Annotated in this window: 13 protein-coding genes and 2 tRNA genes; 14 read left to right on the top strand and 1 reads right to left on the bottom strand. The window is 58.0% G+C overall.

Annotated features, from left to right (window positions below):
* The first annotated feature begins 183 nt into the window (after positions 1–183).
* From carA to CRO75_RS24065, 4 genes are all read left to right on the top strand, one after another.
* Positions 184–1,320, top strand: a complete 1,137-nt coding sequence (gene carA / locus CRO75_RS24080; protein ID WP_097138661.1) for a glutamine-hydrolyzing carbamoyl-phosphate synthase small subunit — start codon at positions 184–186, stop codon at positions 1,318–1,320.
* Positions 1,321–1,424: 104 nt separating this feature from the next.
* The gene (gene carB / locus CRO75_RS24075; RefSeq protein ID WP_007920860.1) at positions 1,425–4,646 is read left to right on the top strand and encodes a carbamoyl-phosphate synthase large subunit; all 3,222 of its coding nucleotides are present in this window, start codon (positions 1,425–1,427) and stop codon (positions 4,644–4,646) included.
* The gene (gene greA, locus CRO75_RS24070; protein ID WP_009042122.1) at positions 4,643–5,119 is read left to right on the top strand and encodes a transcription elongation factor GreA; all 477 of its coding nucleotides are present in this window, start codon (positions 4,643–4,645) and stop codon (positions 5,117–5,119) included. Before carB ends, greA begins: the two co-directional genes overlap by 4 nt.
* Before the next feature lie 28 nt (positions 5,120–5,147).
* Positions 5,148–5,552: a hypothetical protein gene (locus CRO75_RS24065; protein WP_062823700.1), complete on the top strand. Its 405-nt coding sequence runs from the start codon at positions 5,148–5,150 to the stop codon at positions 5,550–5,552.
* 12 nt (positions 5,553–5,564) lie between these two features.
* Here CRO75_RS24065 and CRO75_RS24060 read toward each other — a convergent pair whose 3' ends face one another.
* Positions 5,565–5,873 (bottom strand): YhbY family RNA-binding protein, encoded by a 309-nt coding sequence (locus CRO75_RS24060; RefSeq protein ID WP_007920867.1) that lies wholly within the window; start codon positions 5,871–5,873, stop codon positions 5,565–5,567.
* Positions 5,874–5,979: 106 nt separating this feature from the next.
* On the opposite strand from CRO75_RS24060, the gene rlmE reads away from it, so the two are divergent.
* The 10 genes from rlmE (at position 5,980) to nusA (ending at position 14,545) form a co-directional block, all read left to right on the top strand.
* Entirely contained in the window at positions 5,980–6,609 is a 630-nt protein-coding gene (rlmE, locus tag CRO75_RS24055) for a 23S rRNA (uridine(2552)-2'-O)-methyltransferase RlmE (RefSeq protein ID WP_097138659.1), read from the top strand.
* Positions 6,610–6,810: 201 nt separating this feature from the next.
* Positions 6,811–8,715, top strand: coding sequence for an ATP-dependent zinc metalloprotease FtsH (gene ftsH, locus CRO75_RS24050; protein WP_097138658.1), 1,905 nt, complete (start codon positions 6,811–6,813; stop codon positions 8,713–8,715).
* Between the two features lie 8 nt (positions 8,716–8,723).
* A complete protein-coding gene (folP, locus tag CRO75_RS24045) occupies positions 8,724–9,575 on the top strand; it encodes a dihydropteroate synthase (RefSeq protein ID WP_097138656.1) in 852 nt (283 codons plus the stop codon).
* A 16-nt stretch (positions 9,576–9,591) separates the two neighbouring features.
* Entirely contained in the window at positions 9,592–10,929 is a 1,338-nt protein-coding gene (gene glmM, locus CRO75_RS24040) for a phosphoglucosamine mutase (RefSeq protein ID WP_097138654.1), read from the top strand.
* Between the two features lie 66 nt (positions 10,930–10,995).
* Positions 10,996–11,751 carry a triose-phosphate isomerase gene (gene tpiA, locus CRO75_RS24035; RefSeq protein WP_007920876.1) on the top strand — a complete coding sequence of 252 codons (756 nt, stop codon included), beginning with the start codon at positions 10,996–10,998 and terminating at the stop codon, positions 11,749–11,751.
* 4 nt (positions 11,752–11,755) lie between these two features.
* Positions 11,756–12,139, top strand: a complete 384-nt coding sequence (gene secG / locus CRO75_RS24030; protein WP_009042126.1) for a preprotein translocase subunit SecG — start codon at positions 11,756–11,758, stop codon at positions 12,137–12,139.
* Between the two features lie 29 nt (positions 12,140–12,168).
* Positions 12,169–12,254: transfer RNA gene (locus CRO75_RS24025), tRNA-Leu, on the top strand.
* A gap of 96 nt (positions 12,255–12,350) precedes the next feature.
* Positions 12,351–12,427, top strand: a tRNA-Met gene (locus CRO75_RS24020).
* A 130-nt stretch (positions 12,428–12,557) separates the two neighbouring features.
* Positions 12,558–13,016, top strand: coding sequence for a ribosome maturation factor RimP (gene rimP / locus CRO75_RS24015; RefSeq protein ID WP_007920877.1), 459 nt, complete (start codon positions 12,558–12,560; stop codon positions 13,014–13,016).
* A 47-nt stretch (positions 13,017–13,063) separates the two neighbouring features.
* Positions 13,064–14,545 (top strand): transcription termination factor NusA, encoded by a 1,482-nt coding sequence (gene nusA, locus CRO75_RS24010; protein ID WP_007920878.1) that lies wholly within the window; start codon positions 13,064–13,066, stop codon positions 14,543–14,545.
* The last annotated feature ends 22 nt before the right edge of the window (positions 14,546–14,567 follow it).

Here is a 14,567-nt window from a genome sequence, read left to right as displayed (position 1 = left end):
TCTGCCTTTAAGGCTCTTTAGCGGTGGACCAAAAAAGCCTTTTTCTGTAAGCTACAGCTTTAGTGTGTCCACTAAAAGCGCGCAGAATAATTCGGTGAAGAAGCGGGGTGACGTGTCCATACGTCACTCCGCTTTTTTACAACCTGCGATCGCCCTTTCAGGCTTTATTTACGGGAGGTCTTCTTGACTAAGCCAGCCATACTCGCCCTTGCTGATGGCAGCATTTTTCGCGGCGAAGCCATTGGAGCCGACGGTCAAACCGTTGGTGAGGTGGTGTTTAACACCGCAATGACCGGCTATCAGGAAATCCTTACCGATCCTTCCTACGCCCAACAGATCGTTACCCTGACTTACCCACATATCGGCAATACCGGCACCACGCCGGAGGACGCCGAGTCCGATCGTGTCTGGTCGGCCGGTCTGGTGATTCGCGACCTGCCACTGGTTGCGAGCAACTGGCGTAACACCCTGTCCCTGTCCGACTACCTGAAAGCCAACAACGTTGTGGCGATCGCCGGTATCGACACCCGTCGCCTGACGCGCATCCTGCGCGAGAAAGGCGCGCAGAACGGCTGCATCATGGCCGGCGACAATATCTCCGACGAAGCGGCGATTGCCGCAGCGCGCGGCTTCCCTGGCCTGAAAGGCATGGATCTGGCGAAGGTCGTCAGCACCAAGGAAAGCTACGAGTGGCGCTCCAGCGTCTGGAGCCTGAAGACTGACAGTCATCCGACTATCGAGGCTTCCGAGCTGCCATACCACGTGGTCGCCTACGACTACGGCGTCAAGCTGAACATCCTGCGCATGCTGGTCGAGCGCGGTTGCCGCGTGACCGTAGTGCCTGCGCAAACTCCGGCCAGCGACGTCCTGGCACTCAAGCCTGACGGTGTGTTCCTGTCCAACGGCCCTGGCGACCCCGAGCCTTGCGATTACGCCATCCAGGCGATCAAGGACGTGCTGGAAACCGAGATCCCGGTCTTCGGTATCTGCCTGGGCCACCAACTGCTGGCACTGGCCTCCGGCGCCAAGACGGTGAAGATGGGCCACGGCCACCACGGTGCCAACCACCCGGTCCAGGACCTGGACAGCGGTGTAGTGATGATCACCAGCCAGAACCACGGTTTTGCGGTGGATGAAGCCACCCTGCCAGGCAACGTGCGGGCGATCCACAAATCGCTGTTCGACGGCACCCTGCAAGGCATCGAGCTGACCGACAAGAGCGCATTCAGCTTCCAGGGCCACCCTGAAGCGAGCCCGGGCCCGAACGATGTGGCGCCGCTGTTCGATCGTTTCATCAACGAGATGGCCAAGCGACGCTGAGTGCTCGCCCCTGAAGGTGGCCCCGGCCTCGGCGGCCCCTTCAGCGCTTCAGAGATTTGATCAAGACGGCTTGCCGACTGACCTGCGGATTTGAGTGACAACCCATGCCAAAACGTACAGACATTAAAAGCATCCTGATTCTCGGCGCTGGCCCGATCGTGATCGGCCAGGCCTGCGAATTCGACTACTCCGGCGCCCAGGCGTGCAAGGCCCTGCGTGAAGAGGGTTACCGGGTCATCCTGGTGAACTCCAACCCGGCGACCATCATGACCGACCCGGCCATGGCCGACGCCACCTACATCGAGCCGATCAAGTGGCAGACCGTTGCCAAGATCATCGAGAAAGAGCGTCCGGACGCTCTGCTGCCGACCATGGGTGGCCAGACTGCGCTGAACTGCGCCCTGGACCTGGAGCGCGAAGGCGTTCTGGAGAAGTTCGGCGTGGAAATGATCGGTGCCAATGCCGACACCATCGACAAGGCCGAAGACCGTTCGCGCTTCGACACCGCGATGAAGGCGATCGGCCTGGAGTGCCCGCGCTCCGGTATCGCTCACAGCATGGACGAGGCCAATGCAGTCCTCGAGAAGCTGGGCTTCCCGTGCATCATCCGTCCGTCCTTCACTATGGGCGGCACCGGTGGCGGTATCGCCTACAACCGTGAAGAGTTCGAAGAGATCTGTGCCCGCGGCCTGGACCTGTCGCCGACCAAGGAACTGCTGATCGACGAATCGCTGATCGGCTGGAAAGAGTACGAGATGGAGGTGGTCCGCGATAAAAAGGACAACTGCATCATCGTTTGCTCGATCGAGAACTTCGACCCGATGGGCGTGCACACCGGTGATTCGATCACCGTGGCTCCAGCACAGACCTTGACTGACAAGGAATACCAGATCCTGCGTAACGCCTCCCTGGCGGTACTGCGCGAGATCGGCGTGGAAACCGGTGGCTCCAACGTCCAGTTCGGCATCTGCCCGAACACTGGCCGTATGGTGGTGATCGAGATGAACCCGCGGGTATCCCGTTCTTCGGCCCTGGCTTCGAAAGCCACCGGCTTCCCGATCGCCAAGGTCGCGGCCAAGCTGGCCGTGGGTTACACCCTGGACGAGCTGTCGAACGACATCACCGGCGGTAAGACCCCGGCCTCCTTCGAGCCGTCCATCGACTACGTCGTGACCAAGCTGCCACGCTTCGCCTTCGAGAAGTTCGCCAAGGCTGACGCTCGCCTGACCACTCAGATGAAGTCGGTGGGTGAAGTAATGGCCATCGGCCGGACCTTCCAGGAGTCCCTGCAGAAAGCGCTGCGCGGCCTGGAAGTGGGTGTCTGCGGCCTGGATCCGAAGCTCGACCTGAGCAACCCGGAAAGCATGAACGTGCTCAAGCGCGAACTGACCGTGCCGGGCGCCGAGCGCATCTGGTACGTGGCTGACGCCTTCCGTGCCGGCATGACCGTCGAGCAGATCTTCGGCATGAACATGATCGACCCTTGGTTCCTGGTGCAGATCGAAGATCTGATCAAGGAAGAGGAGAAGGTCAAGACGCTGGGCCTGTCGGCCATCGACCGCGACCTGATGTTCCGCCTCAAGCGCAAAGGCTTCTCCGATCAGCGTCTGGCCAAGCTGCTGGGCGTGACCGAGAAGAACCTGCGCACTCATCGCCACAAGCTGGAAGTGTTCCCGGTCTACAAGCGCGTCGACACCTGCGCGGCCGAGTTCGCCACCGATACCGCCTACCTGTACTCGACCTACGAGGAAGAGTGCGAGGCTGCACCTTCGGGTCGCGACAAGATCATGATCCTGGGTGGCGGTCCGAACCGTATCGGCCAGGGTATCGAGTTCGACTACTGCTGCGTGCACGCCGCATTGGCGCTGCGTGACGATGGTTACGAAACCATCATGGTCAACTGCAACCCGGAAACCGTTTCCACTGACTACGACACCTCCGATCGCCTGTACTTCGAGCCGGTGACCCTGGAAGACGTATTGGAAATCGTCCGCGTCGAGAAGCCAAAAGGCGTGATTGTCCAGTACGGCGGCCAGACTCCTCTGAAACTGGCGCGTGCCCTGGAAGCGGCCGGCGTGCCGATCATCGGTACCAGCCCTGATGCCATCGACCGTGCCGAAGACCGTGAGCGCTTCCAGCAAATGGTCGAGCGCCTGAATCTGCGTCAGCCGCCAAACGCCACCGTGCGCAGCGAAGACGAAGCGATTCGTGCCGCGGCCAAGATCGGCTACCCGCTGGTGGTGCGTCCGTCTTATGTACTGGGCGGTCGGGCGATGGAAATCGTTTACGAAGAAGAAGAACTCAAGCGCTACCTGCGTGAAGCGGTGCAAGTGTCCAACGACAGCCCGGTGCTGCTGGACCACTTCCTCAACTGCGCCATCGAGATGGATGTGGATGCGGTCTGCGACGGCAAGGATGTGGTGATCGGCGCGATCATGCAGCACATCGAACAGGCTGGCGTGCACTCCGGTGACTCCGCTTGCTCGCTGCCGCCGTACTCGCTGCCCGCGCACATCCAGGACGAGATGCGCGAACAGGTCAAGAAGATGGCCCTGGAGCTGGGCGTGGTCGGCCTGATGAACGTGCAGCTGGCCCTGCAGGGCGAGCAGATCTACGTCATCGAAGTGAACCCGCGTGCTTCCCGTACCGTGCCGTTCGTTTCCAAGTGCATCGGTGTCTCCCTGGCGATGATCGCCGCGCGCGTCATGGCGGGTAAGACCCTGAAAGAGCTGGGCTTCACCAAGGAAATCATTCCTAACTTCTACAGTGTCAAGGAAGCGGTGTTCCCGTTCGCCAAATTCCCGGGCGTTGACCCGATCCTCGGCCCAGAGATGAAGTCGACCGGCGAAGTGATGGGTGTCGGTGACACCTTCGGCGAAGCCTTCGCCAAGGCCCAGATGGGCGCTAGCGAAGTGCTGCCGACTGGTGGTACCGCGTTCATCAGCGTGCGCGACGATGACAAGCCACTGGTTGCAGGCGTGGCTCGTGATCTGATCAACTTGGGCTTCGAAGTGGTCGCCACTGCCGGTACTGCCAAGCTGATCGAGGCGGCAGGCCTGAAGGTGCGCCGCGTGAACAAGGTGACTGAAGGTCGTCCGCACGTGGTCGACATGATCAAGAATGACGAAGTCACGCTGATCATCAACACCACCGAGGGTCGTCAGTCGATCGCTGACTCTTATTCCATTCGTCGTAACGCCTTGCAGCACAAGATCTACTGCACCACCACCATTGCTGCGGGCGAGGCTATCTGTGAAGCGCTCAAGTTCGGTCCGGAAAAGACCGTGCGCCGCTTGCAGGATCTACATGCAGGATTGAAGGCATGAATAAATACCCAATGACCGTCCAGGGCTCCAAGGCCCTGGAAGAAGAGTTGACGTTCCTCAGCAAGGTCGAGCGGCCGCGCTTGAGCCAGGCCATCGGTGAGGCTCGAGAACTCGGTGACCTCAAGGAAAACGCGGAATACCATGCTGCCCGCGAGGAGCAGGGAATGGTTGAAGCGCGCATCCGGGATATTGAGGGCCGCCTGCAAAACTCGGTTGTCATCGATGTGACGAGCATTCCTCATACAGGTAAGGTGATTTTCGGCACTACCGTCGAAATCGCCAACGTCGAAACCGATGAGAGCGTCACTTACCAGATCGTTGGTGAGGATGAGGCTGACATCAAGCTCGGAAAGATCTCTGTAGGCTCGCCCATTGCCCGTGCCTTGATCGCCAAGGAAGAGGGTGATGTGGTTGCCGTTAAAACGCCTAGCGGCGTGATCGAGTACGAGATTGTCGAAGTCCGCCACATCTGAACGAGGGCGCCTGCTGAATGCCGGCGCCATGCTTTGGCAGCTGACTCAGATGTTATGGGTCGGTGGTGTGTGGTTGTTGCATGTCGGCTTGTTGCCGGTGCTGGGCCAGATTGGCCTGGCGCCGCTGCTGATCGAAGAGATCGGTAATGTGCTGAGTGCGCTGCTGGTTGGTTTTTCAGCGGTATGCATCGTTCTTCAGATGCTGGTATTGGTACGTGCTGAAGGGCTGGCGAGCCTGTGGCGGGATATGCGAGGGCAGCTGTTGTTGGTGGCGTTATGTGCGTGCACGATGTATTTCGTGGTGCGCTTCGGGCTGTCGGATGTCGAGCGCTGGCAGTTGTTCAGCTATCTTGTCTTGGCTTTTTCCGGTCTGGTGCTGGTCTTGCAGCCGGTGCCTGGGTGGAGTGGCAGGGCGCGCGAAGCACGCCCTTGACCCCTGTCGACGTCAGTGGAAGCGATGGACGTTGGACAGTTGCTTGTTTACCTTGGCGTTCTTGCGATAAATCAACGCCATTTTGCCGATGACCTGCACCAGATCCGCTTTGCCAGCCTTGCACAATTCTGCAATGGCTTCCAGGCGGGACTCGCGTTCGAGGATGTTGAGCTTGATCTTGATCAGCTCATGATCGCTCAAGGCGCGTTCAAGTTCGGCCAACACACCTTCGGTCAAACCGTTGTCAGCCACAGTCAATACTGGTTTCAGATGGTGGCCAATGGATTTGTACTGTTTCTTCTGCTCTTGAGTGAGCGGCATAATCTGACCCCTGCGTCTGATCTTGTAAAAAGCGGCGGCCAGTTTACCCGAGCGCGTCCGGGACCGCCCAGTTAATCACGACCCGTTTTATTTTTTGAGGTGGCCCGTGGCCCGTTCCAAGACAAGCCATAACTGGCTGAAAGAGCACTTCAACGACCCGTTCGTCAAAATGGCGCAAAAAGATGGGTACCGTTCGCGTGCCAGCTACAAATTGCTGGAAATCCAGGAAAAGGATCGTTTGATCCGGCCGGGAATGAGCGTAATCGACCTGGGCGCGGCGCCAGGAGGCTGGTCGCAGGTGACCAGTCGTCTGATTGGTGGGCAGGGGAGGCTGATCGCTTCCGACATCCTGGAAATGGACAGCATCCCTGATGTCACCTTTATTCAGGGCGACTTCACCGAAGACGCTGTGTTAGCTCAAATTCTCGAGGCGGTCGGAAATTCCCAGGTTGACCTTGTGATTTCCGATATGGCCCCCAATATGAGTGGTACGCCTGCCGTAGATATGCCGCGGGCGATGTTTCTGTGCGAGTTGGCACTTGATTTGGCGGGGCGGGTTCTTCGTCCCGGTGGCGACTTCCTGATAAAGATTTTCCAGGGAGAAGGTTTCGACGAATACCACAAGAACGTTCGCAAGATGTTCGACAAGGTAGTGATGCGCAAACCGAGTTCTTCCCGTGATCGTTCTCGCGAGCAATATCTGCTGGGACGTGGCTTTCGCGGGCCTATCGAGTAAAGGTTGTTTTTGACCGAGTTGATAGTTTTTTCGTATTTCGCCCCGGGGGCTTAAGCGAATATTGTGTAATCTGGGTTTCACAAAGGGTTACAGACAGCGCCTGCCAGAGCTGTAGGTAATGTAGTAAGTTAGGTCGGTGAATATCATGCGAAGCGCGCGCCAGCAGCGGAGCTTGCTTCAGAGGGTAGTTAATTGAACGATATGGCAAAGAATCTGATCCTGTGGTTGATCATCGCGGCTGTCCTGGTGACGGTGATGAACAACTTCTCCAGCCCTAACGAGCCGCAGACCCTCAACTATTCCGACTTTATCCAGCAAGTTAAGGATGGCAAGGTCGAGCGCGTAGCCGTTGATGGTTATGTGATTACCGGCAAGCGCAACGATGGCGATAGCTTCAAGACCATTCGTCCTGCGATTCAGGACAACGGCCTGATCGGTGACCTGGTGGATAACCATGTGGTCGTCGAAGGCAAGCAGCCTGAACAGCAAAGCATCTGGACCCAACTGCTGGTCGCCAGCTTCCCGATCCTGGTGATCATCGCCGTCTTCATGTTCTTCATGCGGCAGATGCAGGGTGGTGCCGGTGGCAAAGGCGGGCCGATGAGCTTTGGCAAGAGCAAGGCGCGCCTGTTGTCCGAAGATCAGGTGAAAACCACCCTGGCGGATGTCGCGGGTTGCGACGAGGCCAAGGAAGAAGTGGGCGAGCTGGTTGAGTTTCTCCGCGATCCAGGCAAGTTCCAGCGTCTGGGCGGTCGTATTCCTCGTGGCGTGCTCATGGTTGGCCCGCCGGGTACCGGTAAGACCTTGCTGGCCAAGGCCATTGCTGGTGAAGCCAAGGTTCCGTTCTTCACCATTTCCGGTTCCGACTTCGTCGAAATGTTCGTTGGTGTAGGTGCCAGCCGCGTTCGCGATATGTTCGAGCAGGCCAAGAAACATGCTCCGTGCATCATCTTCATCGACGAAATCGATGCTGTCGGTCGCCATCGTGGTGCCGGCATGGGTGGTGGTCATGATGAGCGTGAGCAGACTCTCAACCAGTTGCTGGTCGAGATGGATGGCTTTGAAATGAATGACGGCATCATTGTCATTGCCGCTACCAACCGTCCTGATGTGCTGGACCCGGCGTTGCTGCGTCCAGGCCGCTTCGACCGTCAGGTCGTGGTTGGTCTGCCGGATATTCGTGGTCGTGAGCAGATCCTGAAAGTCCATATGCGTAAAGTGCCAATGGGTGAGGATGTTGCACCGGCAGTGATCGCTCGTGGTACGCCCGGCTTCTCTGGTGCCGATCTGGCCAACCTGGTGAACGAGGCGTCGCTCTTCGCTGCCCGTAGCGGCAAGCGCATCGTCGAGATGAAAGAGTTCGAGCTGGCAAAAGACAAGATCATGATGGGCGCAGAGCGCAAATCCATGGTCATGTCCGAAAAGGAAAAGCAGAACACGGCTTATCACGAAGCTGGCCACGCCATTGTCGGTCGCGTAGTGCCTGAGCACGATCCGGTCTACAAGGTTTCGATCATCCCGCGTGGTCGGGCTCTGGGCGTGACCATGTTCCTGCCGGAAGAAGATCGCTACAGTCTGTCCAAGCGTGCGCTGATCAGTCAGATCTGCTCGCTGTACGGCGGTCGTATCGCTGAAGAAATGACATTGGGCTTTGACGGTGTAACTACCGGTGCTTCCAACGACATCATGCGCGCCAGCCAGATTGCGCGGAACATGGTGACCAAGTGGGGGTTGTCTGAAAAACTGGGCCCGTTGATGTACGCCGAAGAAGAGGGCGAGGTTTTCCTGGGGCGCAGTGCTGGCAGCCAGCATGCCAGCCTGTCTGCGGAAACCGCCAAGCTGATTGACTCCGAAGTTCGTAGCATCATCGACCAGTGCTATGGCACCGCCAAGCAGATCCTCACGGATAACCGCGACAAGCTGGATGCGATGGCCGATGCCTTGATGAAGTATGAAACCATCGATGCCGAGCAGATCGACGACATCATGGCTGGTCGTACCCCTCGCGAGCCTCGCGATTGGGAGGGCGGCTCGGGTACCACACCTCCGGTGGTGCAGAACGAACGTCCAGAGACACCGATCGGCGGCCCGGCTGCTGACCGCTAAGGTTTGAAATGACTTCTATGTCGTCCTCGACCCGGTTGCCTTGCGGCAACCGGGTTCTTGATTTGGCCCATACGCATGTCATGGGCATTCTTAATGTAACTCCCGACTCCTTCTCCGATGGTGGCCGTTTCAGTCAGCTTGATGCTGCCTTGCGCCATGCCGAAGGTATGGTGCTGGCGGGCGCAACGCTCATCGATGTGGGGGGCGAGTCCACTCGTCCTGGTGCGCGGGCGGTATCGCCGCTTGAAGAGCTTGAGCGGGTAGCACCTATCGTCGAACGCATCCATCGTGAACTGGATGTCATTATTTCGGTCGATACATCCACGCCTGCGGTCATGCGCGAAACTGCGCGCCTGGGCGCGGGATTGATCAATGATGTCCGCTCGTTGCGGCGGGATGGCGCGCTGGATGCTGCAGCGGCCACAGGTTTACCGGTCTGTCTTATGCATATGCTCGGTGAGCCTGGCGATATGCAAGACAATCCGCAGTATCGGGATGTAACCAAGGAAGTGGGGGTATTCCTGGCTGAGCGTATGGCTCAGTGTGCTGCAGTGGGTATCGGGTCGGAACGGATCATTCTGGATCCGGGTTTTGGCTTCGCAAAGACCCTGCAGCACAACTTGAGCCTGTTCAAGCATATGGATGCCCTGCATGCCCTTGGTCGACCTCTGCTGGTCGGGGTTTCACGAAAGAGCATGATAGGTCAGGCATTGAGTCGCCCCGTCGGTGAGCGCCTGTATGGCGGGCTGGCTCTTGCCGCTCTGGCAATGTCCAAAGGGGCAAAGATCCTGCGGGTCCATGATGTGGCCGAGACGGTGGATGTCGTGCGGATGATTACAGCTGTGGAATCAGCCGAATAAGAATGATGGAGCACTTATGAGCAAGAAATACTTTGGCACCGACGGCATTCGCGGTCGTGTGGGCGTGTACCCTATTACTCCCGATTTCATGCTCAAGCTGGGCTGGGCTGCGGGTATGGCCTTTCGCAGTATGGGCGCCTGTCGTGTGTTGGTGGGCAAAGATACGCGCATTTCCGGTTACATGTTCGAGTCCGCGCTTGAGGCGGGTCTGTCCGCTGCCGGCGCGGATGTAATGCTGCTGGGCCCGATGCCTACTCCGGCCATCGCCTACCTGACCCGCACTTTCCATGCAGAGGCGGGGATCGTGATCAGCGCGTCGCATAATCCTCACGATGACAACGGCATCAAGTTCTTCTCGGGGGAAGGCACCAAGCTCCCGGATGAAGTCGAGTTGATGATCGAAGAGTTGCTGGACGCGCCGATGACCGTGGTGGAGTCCAGCAAGCTGGGTAAGGTATCGCGCATCAATGACGCCTCGGGCCGTTACATTGAATTCTGTAAGAGCAGCGTTCCTTCCGGTACCAGCTTTGCGGGTCTGAAGATTGTTGTCGATTGTGCCCACGGTGCGACCTACAAGGTCGCACCAAGTGTTTTCCGTGAGTTGGGCGCTGAAGTGGTGGTGCTCTCCGCACAGCCTAACGGTCTGAACATCAACGACAATTGCGGCTCGACCCACATGGGGCAGTTACAGGCTGCGGTATTGGCCGAGCACGCCGATCTGGGTATCGCCTTCGATGGTGATGGCGACCGGGTGTTGATGGTCGACCATACAGGCGCCATCGTCGACGGCGACGAACTTCTGTTCATCATTGCTCGGGACCTGCACGCGCGTAACAAGCTGCAGGGCGGTGTGGTCGGTACCTTGATGAGCAATCTGGGGCTTGAGCTGGCCTTGGCTGATCTGGGTATTCCATTCGTGCGCGCCAATGTCGGTGACCGTTATGTCATTGCCGAGCTGCTTGAGCGCCAATGGCTGGTAGGCGGTGAAAACTCCGGCCATATCGTGTGCTTCCAGCACACCACTACGGGTGATGCGATCATTGCCGCCCTGCAGGTGCTGATGGCACTGAAACGGCGTGATGAAAGTTTGGCACAGTCGCGCCAGGCGCTGCGCAAATGTCCGCAGATTCTGGTCAATGTCCGTTTTGGCGGTGGTGCCAATCCTGTCGAGCATCCGGCTGTGAAAGAGGCCTGCGCGCGCGTCACTACCGCGATGGCTGGGCGTGGGCGGGTGTTGCTGCGCAAGTCGGGCACCGAGCCTTTGGTTCGCGTCATGGTCGAGGGCGATGATGAAACCCAGGTCCGTGGCTATGCTGACGAACTGGCAAAACTGGTTGCGGAAGTTTCTGCCTGATTTCGGCTTGCCAGTGTTGATGCGGTTGGGTAACATCTGCGCCCACTTTGACCGACGAGGTACAGCATGCGTCGCCCTATGGTAGCTGGTAACTGGAAAATGCACGGTACCCGCGCCAGCGTCGCTGAGCTGATCAATGGCCTGCGTCATCTGGCCTTGCCTAGCGGTGTTGATGTCGCGGTATTCCCGCCTTGCTTGTATATCAATCAGGTGATTGATGGCTTGAAAGGCAAGTCGATTTCGGTCGGCGCGCAGAACTCTGCGGTGGAGCCCATGCAAGGTGCGCTGACAGGAGAGATAGCTCCGAGTCAGCTGGTGGATGCAGGTTGTTCCCTGGTGTTGGTCGGGCATTCCGAGCGTCGCCTGATGATGGGTGAGCGTGACGGTACGCTGAATCGCAAATTCGCAGCAGCACAGGCTTGTGGCTTGAAGCCGGTCTTGTGTGTAGGGGAAACCCTCGAGCAGCGCGAGGCCGGGAAGACTCTTGAAGTTGTCGGGCGTCAGTTGGGCAGCATTATCGAAGAGTTGGGTGTTGGTGCGTTTGCCAATGCCGTTATTGCTTACGAGCCGGTCTGGGCCATTGGTACCGGGCTGACTGCTTCGCCGCAACAGGCCCAGGATGTGCACGCAGCCATCCGGGCGCAGTTGGCGGCAGAGAATTCTGAAGTGGCACGAGGTGTGCGGCTTCTATACGGCGGCAGCGTGAAGGCGGCCAATGCGGTCGAACTGTTCGGCATGCCGGATATCGATGGGGGGCTCATTGGTGGAGCTTCCCTGAATGCAGATGAGTTCGGTGCGATTTGTCGCGCCGCGGGAAACTGAAAAAATGCTGGAAACAGTCGTAGTCGTTTTTCATCTGCTGGGTGCGCTGGGCGTAGTAGCTCTGGTATTGCTGCAGCAGGGTAAAGGTGCGGACGCTGGCGCGTCTTTCGGAGCCGGTGCTTCAAATACTGTGTTCGGAAGCCAAGGTTCCTCTACCTTTCTTAGTAAGTTTACTGCTATACTTGCCGCAGGTTTTTTCATAACCAGCTTGGGGTTAGGTTACTTTGCTAAAGAGAAAGCTCATGAGCTGACTCAAGTAGGTTTGCCAGATCCAGCGGTGCTTGAAGCGCCAAAGCAAAAACCGGCTTCTGATGATGTCCCGGTGCTCCAAGAGCAAAAGTCGGCAACCAATGCGACTGACGTACCTCCAGCTCAAGAGCAGAAGTAAGAAGAGTTTCACGCAGTAACGTAGTCTATGCCGAGGTGGTGGAATTGGTAGACACGCAACCTTGAGGTGGTTGTGCCCATAGGGTGTAGGGGTTCGAGTCCCCTTCTCGGTACCAATTATCAGGAGAGCCCGCTGTTGCGGGCTTTCTTGTAGGTGGAAGGTTACATTGACCCAAAAAGGGATCGGTCGTATACTTCCGCCCCAGCTTTGTCGCGGGGTGGAGCAGTCTGGTAGCTCGTCGGGCTCATAACCCGAAGGTCGTCGGTTCAAATCCGGCCCCCGCAACCAGTTTTAGCGGAGCCCCTTTTTAGGGGCTTTTTGTTAGCTGGACACTTTATAACGCCGCTATTCAACGGCGTTTCCGGGATGGGCGCTTCGCCCATTTTTTATTTGCACAAGCATGCACGAGGGGGTTCAGGTGTCGAGCAAGCTAGAACAGTTGCAGGCCTTGTTGGCCCCGGTGGTCGTGGCCCTTGGCTATGAATGCTGGGGTATCGAGTTTTCGGCTCAAGGTCGCCACTCACTGTTGCGCGTTTATATCGATAAAGAAGGCGGTGTGCTGGTGGACGACTGCGCCATCGTCAGCCGTCAGATCAGCGGCGTTCTGGATGTCGAAGATCCGATCTCCGTTGAATACACCCTTGAAGTTTCCTCTCCTGGCATGGAACGCCCGCTGTTCACCCTTGAACAGTTTGCCAAGTATGTCGGTGAACAAGTGAAGATCAAGCTGCGCTCGCCTTTTGAAGGCCGGCGTAATTTTCAGGGCCTTCTCCGCGGGGTGGAGGAGCAGGACGTCGTGGTGCAGGTGGAAGACCACGAGTTCCTGTTGCCGATCGACATGATCGACAAGGCCCACATAATTCCCAGTTTTGACTGAGACGCGGATCCCGCGGATCCAATGGCTTGCGAAAGGCGAGGCGTACGATGAGCAAAGAAGTACTGCTGGTTGTTGAGTCGGTATCCAATGAAAAGGGTGTACCGGCAAGCGTAATTTTTGAAGCGCTGGAGCTGGCTCTGGCCACTGCTACCAAAAAGCGTTTCGAGGACGAAGTCGATCTGCGTGTGGAAATCAATCGCCACACCGGTGCTTACGAGACTTTCCGTCGCTGGACGGTAGTCGAGGAAGCCGATCTGGACGATCCGGCTGTGGAAACCTGGCCGAGCAAGGTCCAGGAAACCCATCCGGGCGCGAAAGTCGGTGATGTCGTCGAGGAAAAGATCGAGTCGATCGAATTCGGCCGCATTGCTGCGCAGACCGCCAAACAGGTCATCGTGCAGAAAGTCCGCGAAGCCGAGCGTGCTCAAGTCGTTGACGCTTACCGCGAGCGCTTGGGTGAAATCATCTCCGGCACCGTGAAAAAAGTGACCCGCGACAATGTGATCGTCGACCTGGGTAACAACGCTGAAGCGCTGTTGGCCCGCGAAGACATCATTTCCCGCGAGACTTTCCGTGTTGGCGTGCGTCTTCGTGCGCTGCTCAAGGAAATCCGCACCGAGAACCGCGGCCCGCAGCTGATCCTGTCGCGCACCGCGCCGGAAATGCTGATCGAGCTGTTCCGTATCGAAGTGCCGGAAATCGCCGAAGGCCTGATCGAAGTCATGGCTGCCTCCCGTGATCCGGGTTCGCGCGCCAAGATTGCGGTCCGTTCCAAAGACAAGCGCATTGACCCTCAGGGTGCGTGCATTGGCATGCGCGGTTCGCGCGTCCAGGCCGTTTCCGGTGAGTTGGGCGGTGAGCGTGTGGATATCGTCCTGTGGGACGACAACCCGGCGCAGTTCGTGATCAACGCCATGTCGCCGGCTGAAGTCGCGGCAATTATCGTCGACGAAGATGCCCATGCCATGGACATCGCCGTTGGCGCAGACAATCTGGCTCAGGCCATCGGTCGCGGTGGTCAGAACGTGCGTCTGGCCAGCCAGTTGACTGGCTGGACCCTGAACGTGATGACCGAATCGGACATCCAGGCTAAGCAGCAAGCTGAAACCGGCGACATCCTGCGCAACTTCATCGACGAGCTGGAAGTCGACGAAGAGCTGGCACAGGTGCTGGTTGATGAAGGCTTCACCAGCCTGGAAGAGATTGCCTACGTACCGTTGGAAGAAATGCTCAACATCGACGGCTTTGACGAAGACATCGTCAACGAGCTTCGCGCTCGTGCCAAGGATCGCTTGTTGACTAAAGCCATCGCTACTGAGGAAAAGCTGGCAGACGCCCATCCGGCCGAAGACCTGCTCTCGCTTGAGGGTATGGACAAGGATTTGGCGATGGAACTGGCGGTGCGCGGCGTAATTACCCGCGAAGACCTGGCCGAGCAGTCTATTGACGACCTGCTCGACATCGACGGCATTGACGATGATCGTGCCGGCAAGTTGATCATGGCCGCCCGAGCCCATTGGTTCGAGTAATAGGCGCGGCCTGAGGAGAGAA

The sequence above is a fragment of the Pseudomonas sp. LAMO17WK12:I10 genome, assembly GCF_900215185.1.
Classification (GTDB): Bacteria; Pseudomonadota; Gammaproteobacteria; order Pseudomonadales; family Pseudomonadaceae; genus Aquipseudomonas; species Aquipseudomonas chlororaphis.
This window is presented reverse-complemented; position numbering and strand designations above follow the sequence as displayed.

Coding starts and splice junctions, on each gene's coding strand:
- carB (WP_007920860.1), top strand. CDS start 1,425: ATGCCAAAACGTACAGACATTAAAAGCATCCTGATTCTCGGCGCTGGC.
- greA (WP_009042122.1), top strand. CDS start 4,643: ATGAATAAATACCCAATGACCGTCCAGGGCTCCAAGGCCCTGGAAGAA.
- CRO75_RS24065 (WP_062823700.1), top strand. CDS start 5,148: ATGCTTTGGCAGCTGACTCAGATGTTATGGGTCGGTGGTGTGTGGTTG.
- CRO75_RS24060 (WP_007920867.1), bottom strand. CDS start 5,873: ATGCCGCTCACTCAAGAGCAGAAGAAACAGTACAAATCCATTGGCCAC.
- ftsH (WP_097138658.1), top strand. CDS start 6,811: ATGGCAAAGAATCTGATCCTGTGGTTGATCATCGCGGCTGTCCTGGTG.
- folP (WP_097138656.1), top strand. CDS start 8,724: ATGACTTCTATGTCGTCCTCGACCCGGTTGCCTTGCGGCAACCGGGTT.
- glmM (WP_097138654.1), top strand. CDS start 9,592: ATGAGCAAGAAATACTTTGGCACCGACGGCATTCGCGGTCGTGTGGGC.
- tpiA (WP_007920876.1), top strand. CDS start 10,996: ATGCGTCGCCCTATGGTAGCTGGTAACTGGAAAATGCACGGTACCCGC.
- secG (WP_009042126.1), top strand. CDS start 11,756: ATGCTGGAAACAGTCGTAGTCGTTTTTCATCTGCTGGGTGCGCTGGGC.
- nusA (WP_007920878.1), top strand. CDS start 13,064: ATGAGCAAAGAAGTACTGCTGGTTGTTGAGTCGGTATCCAATGAAAAG.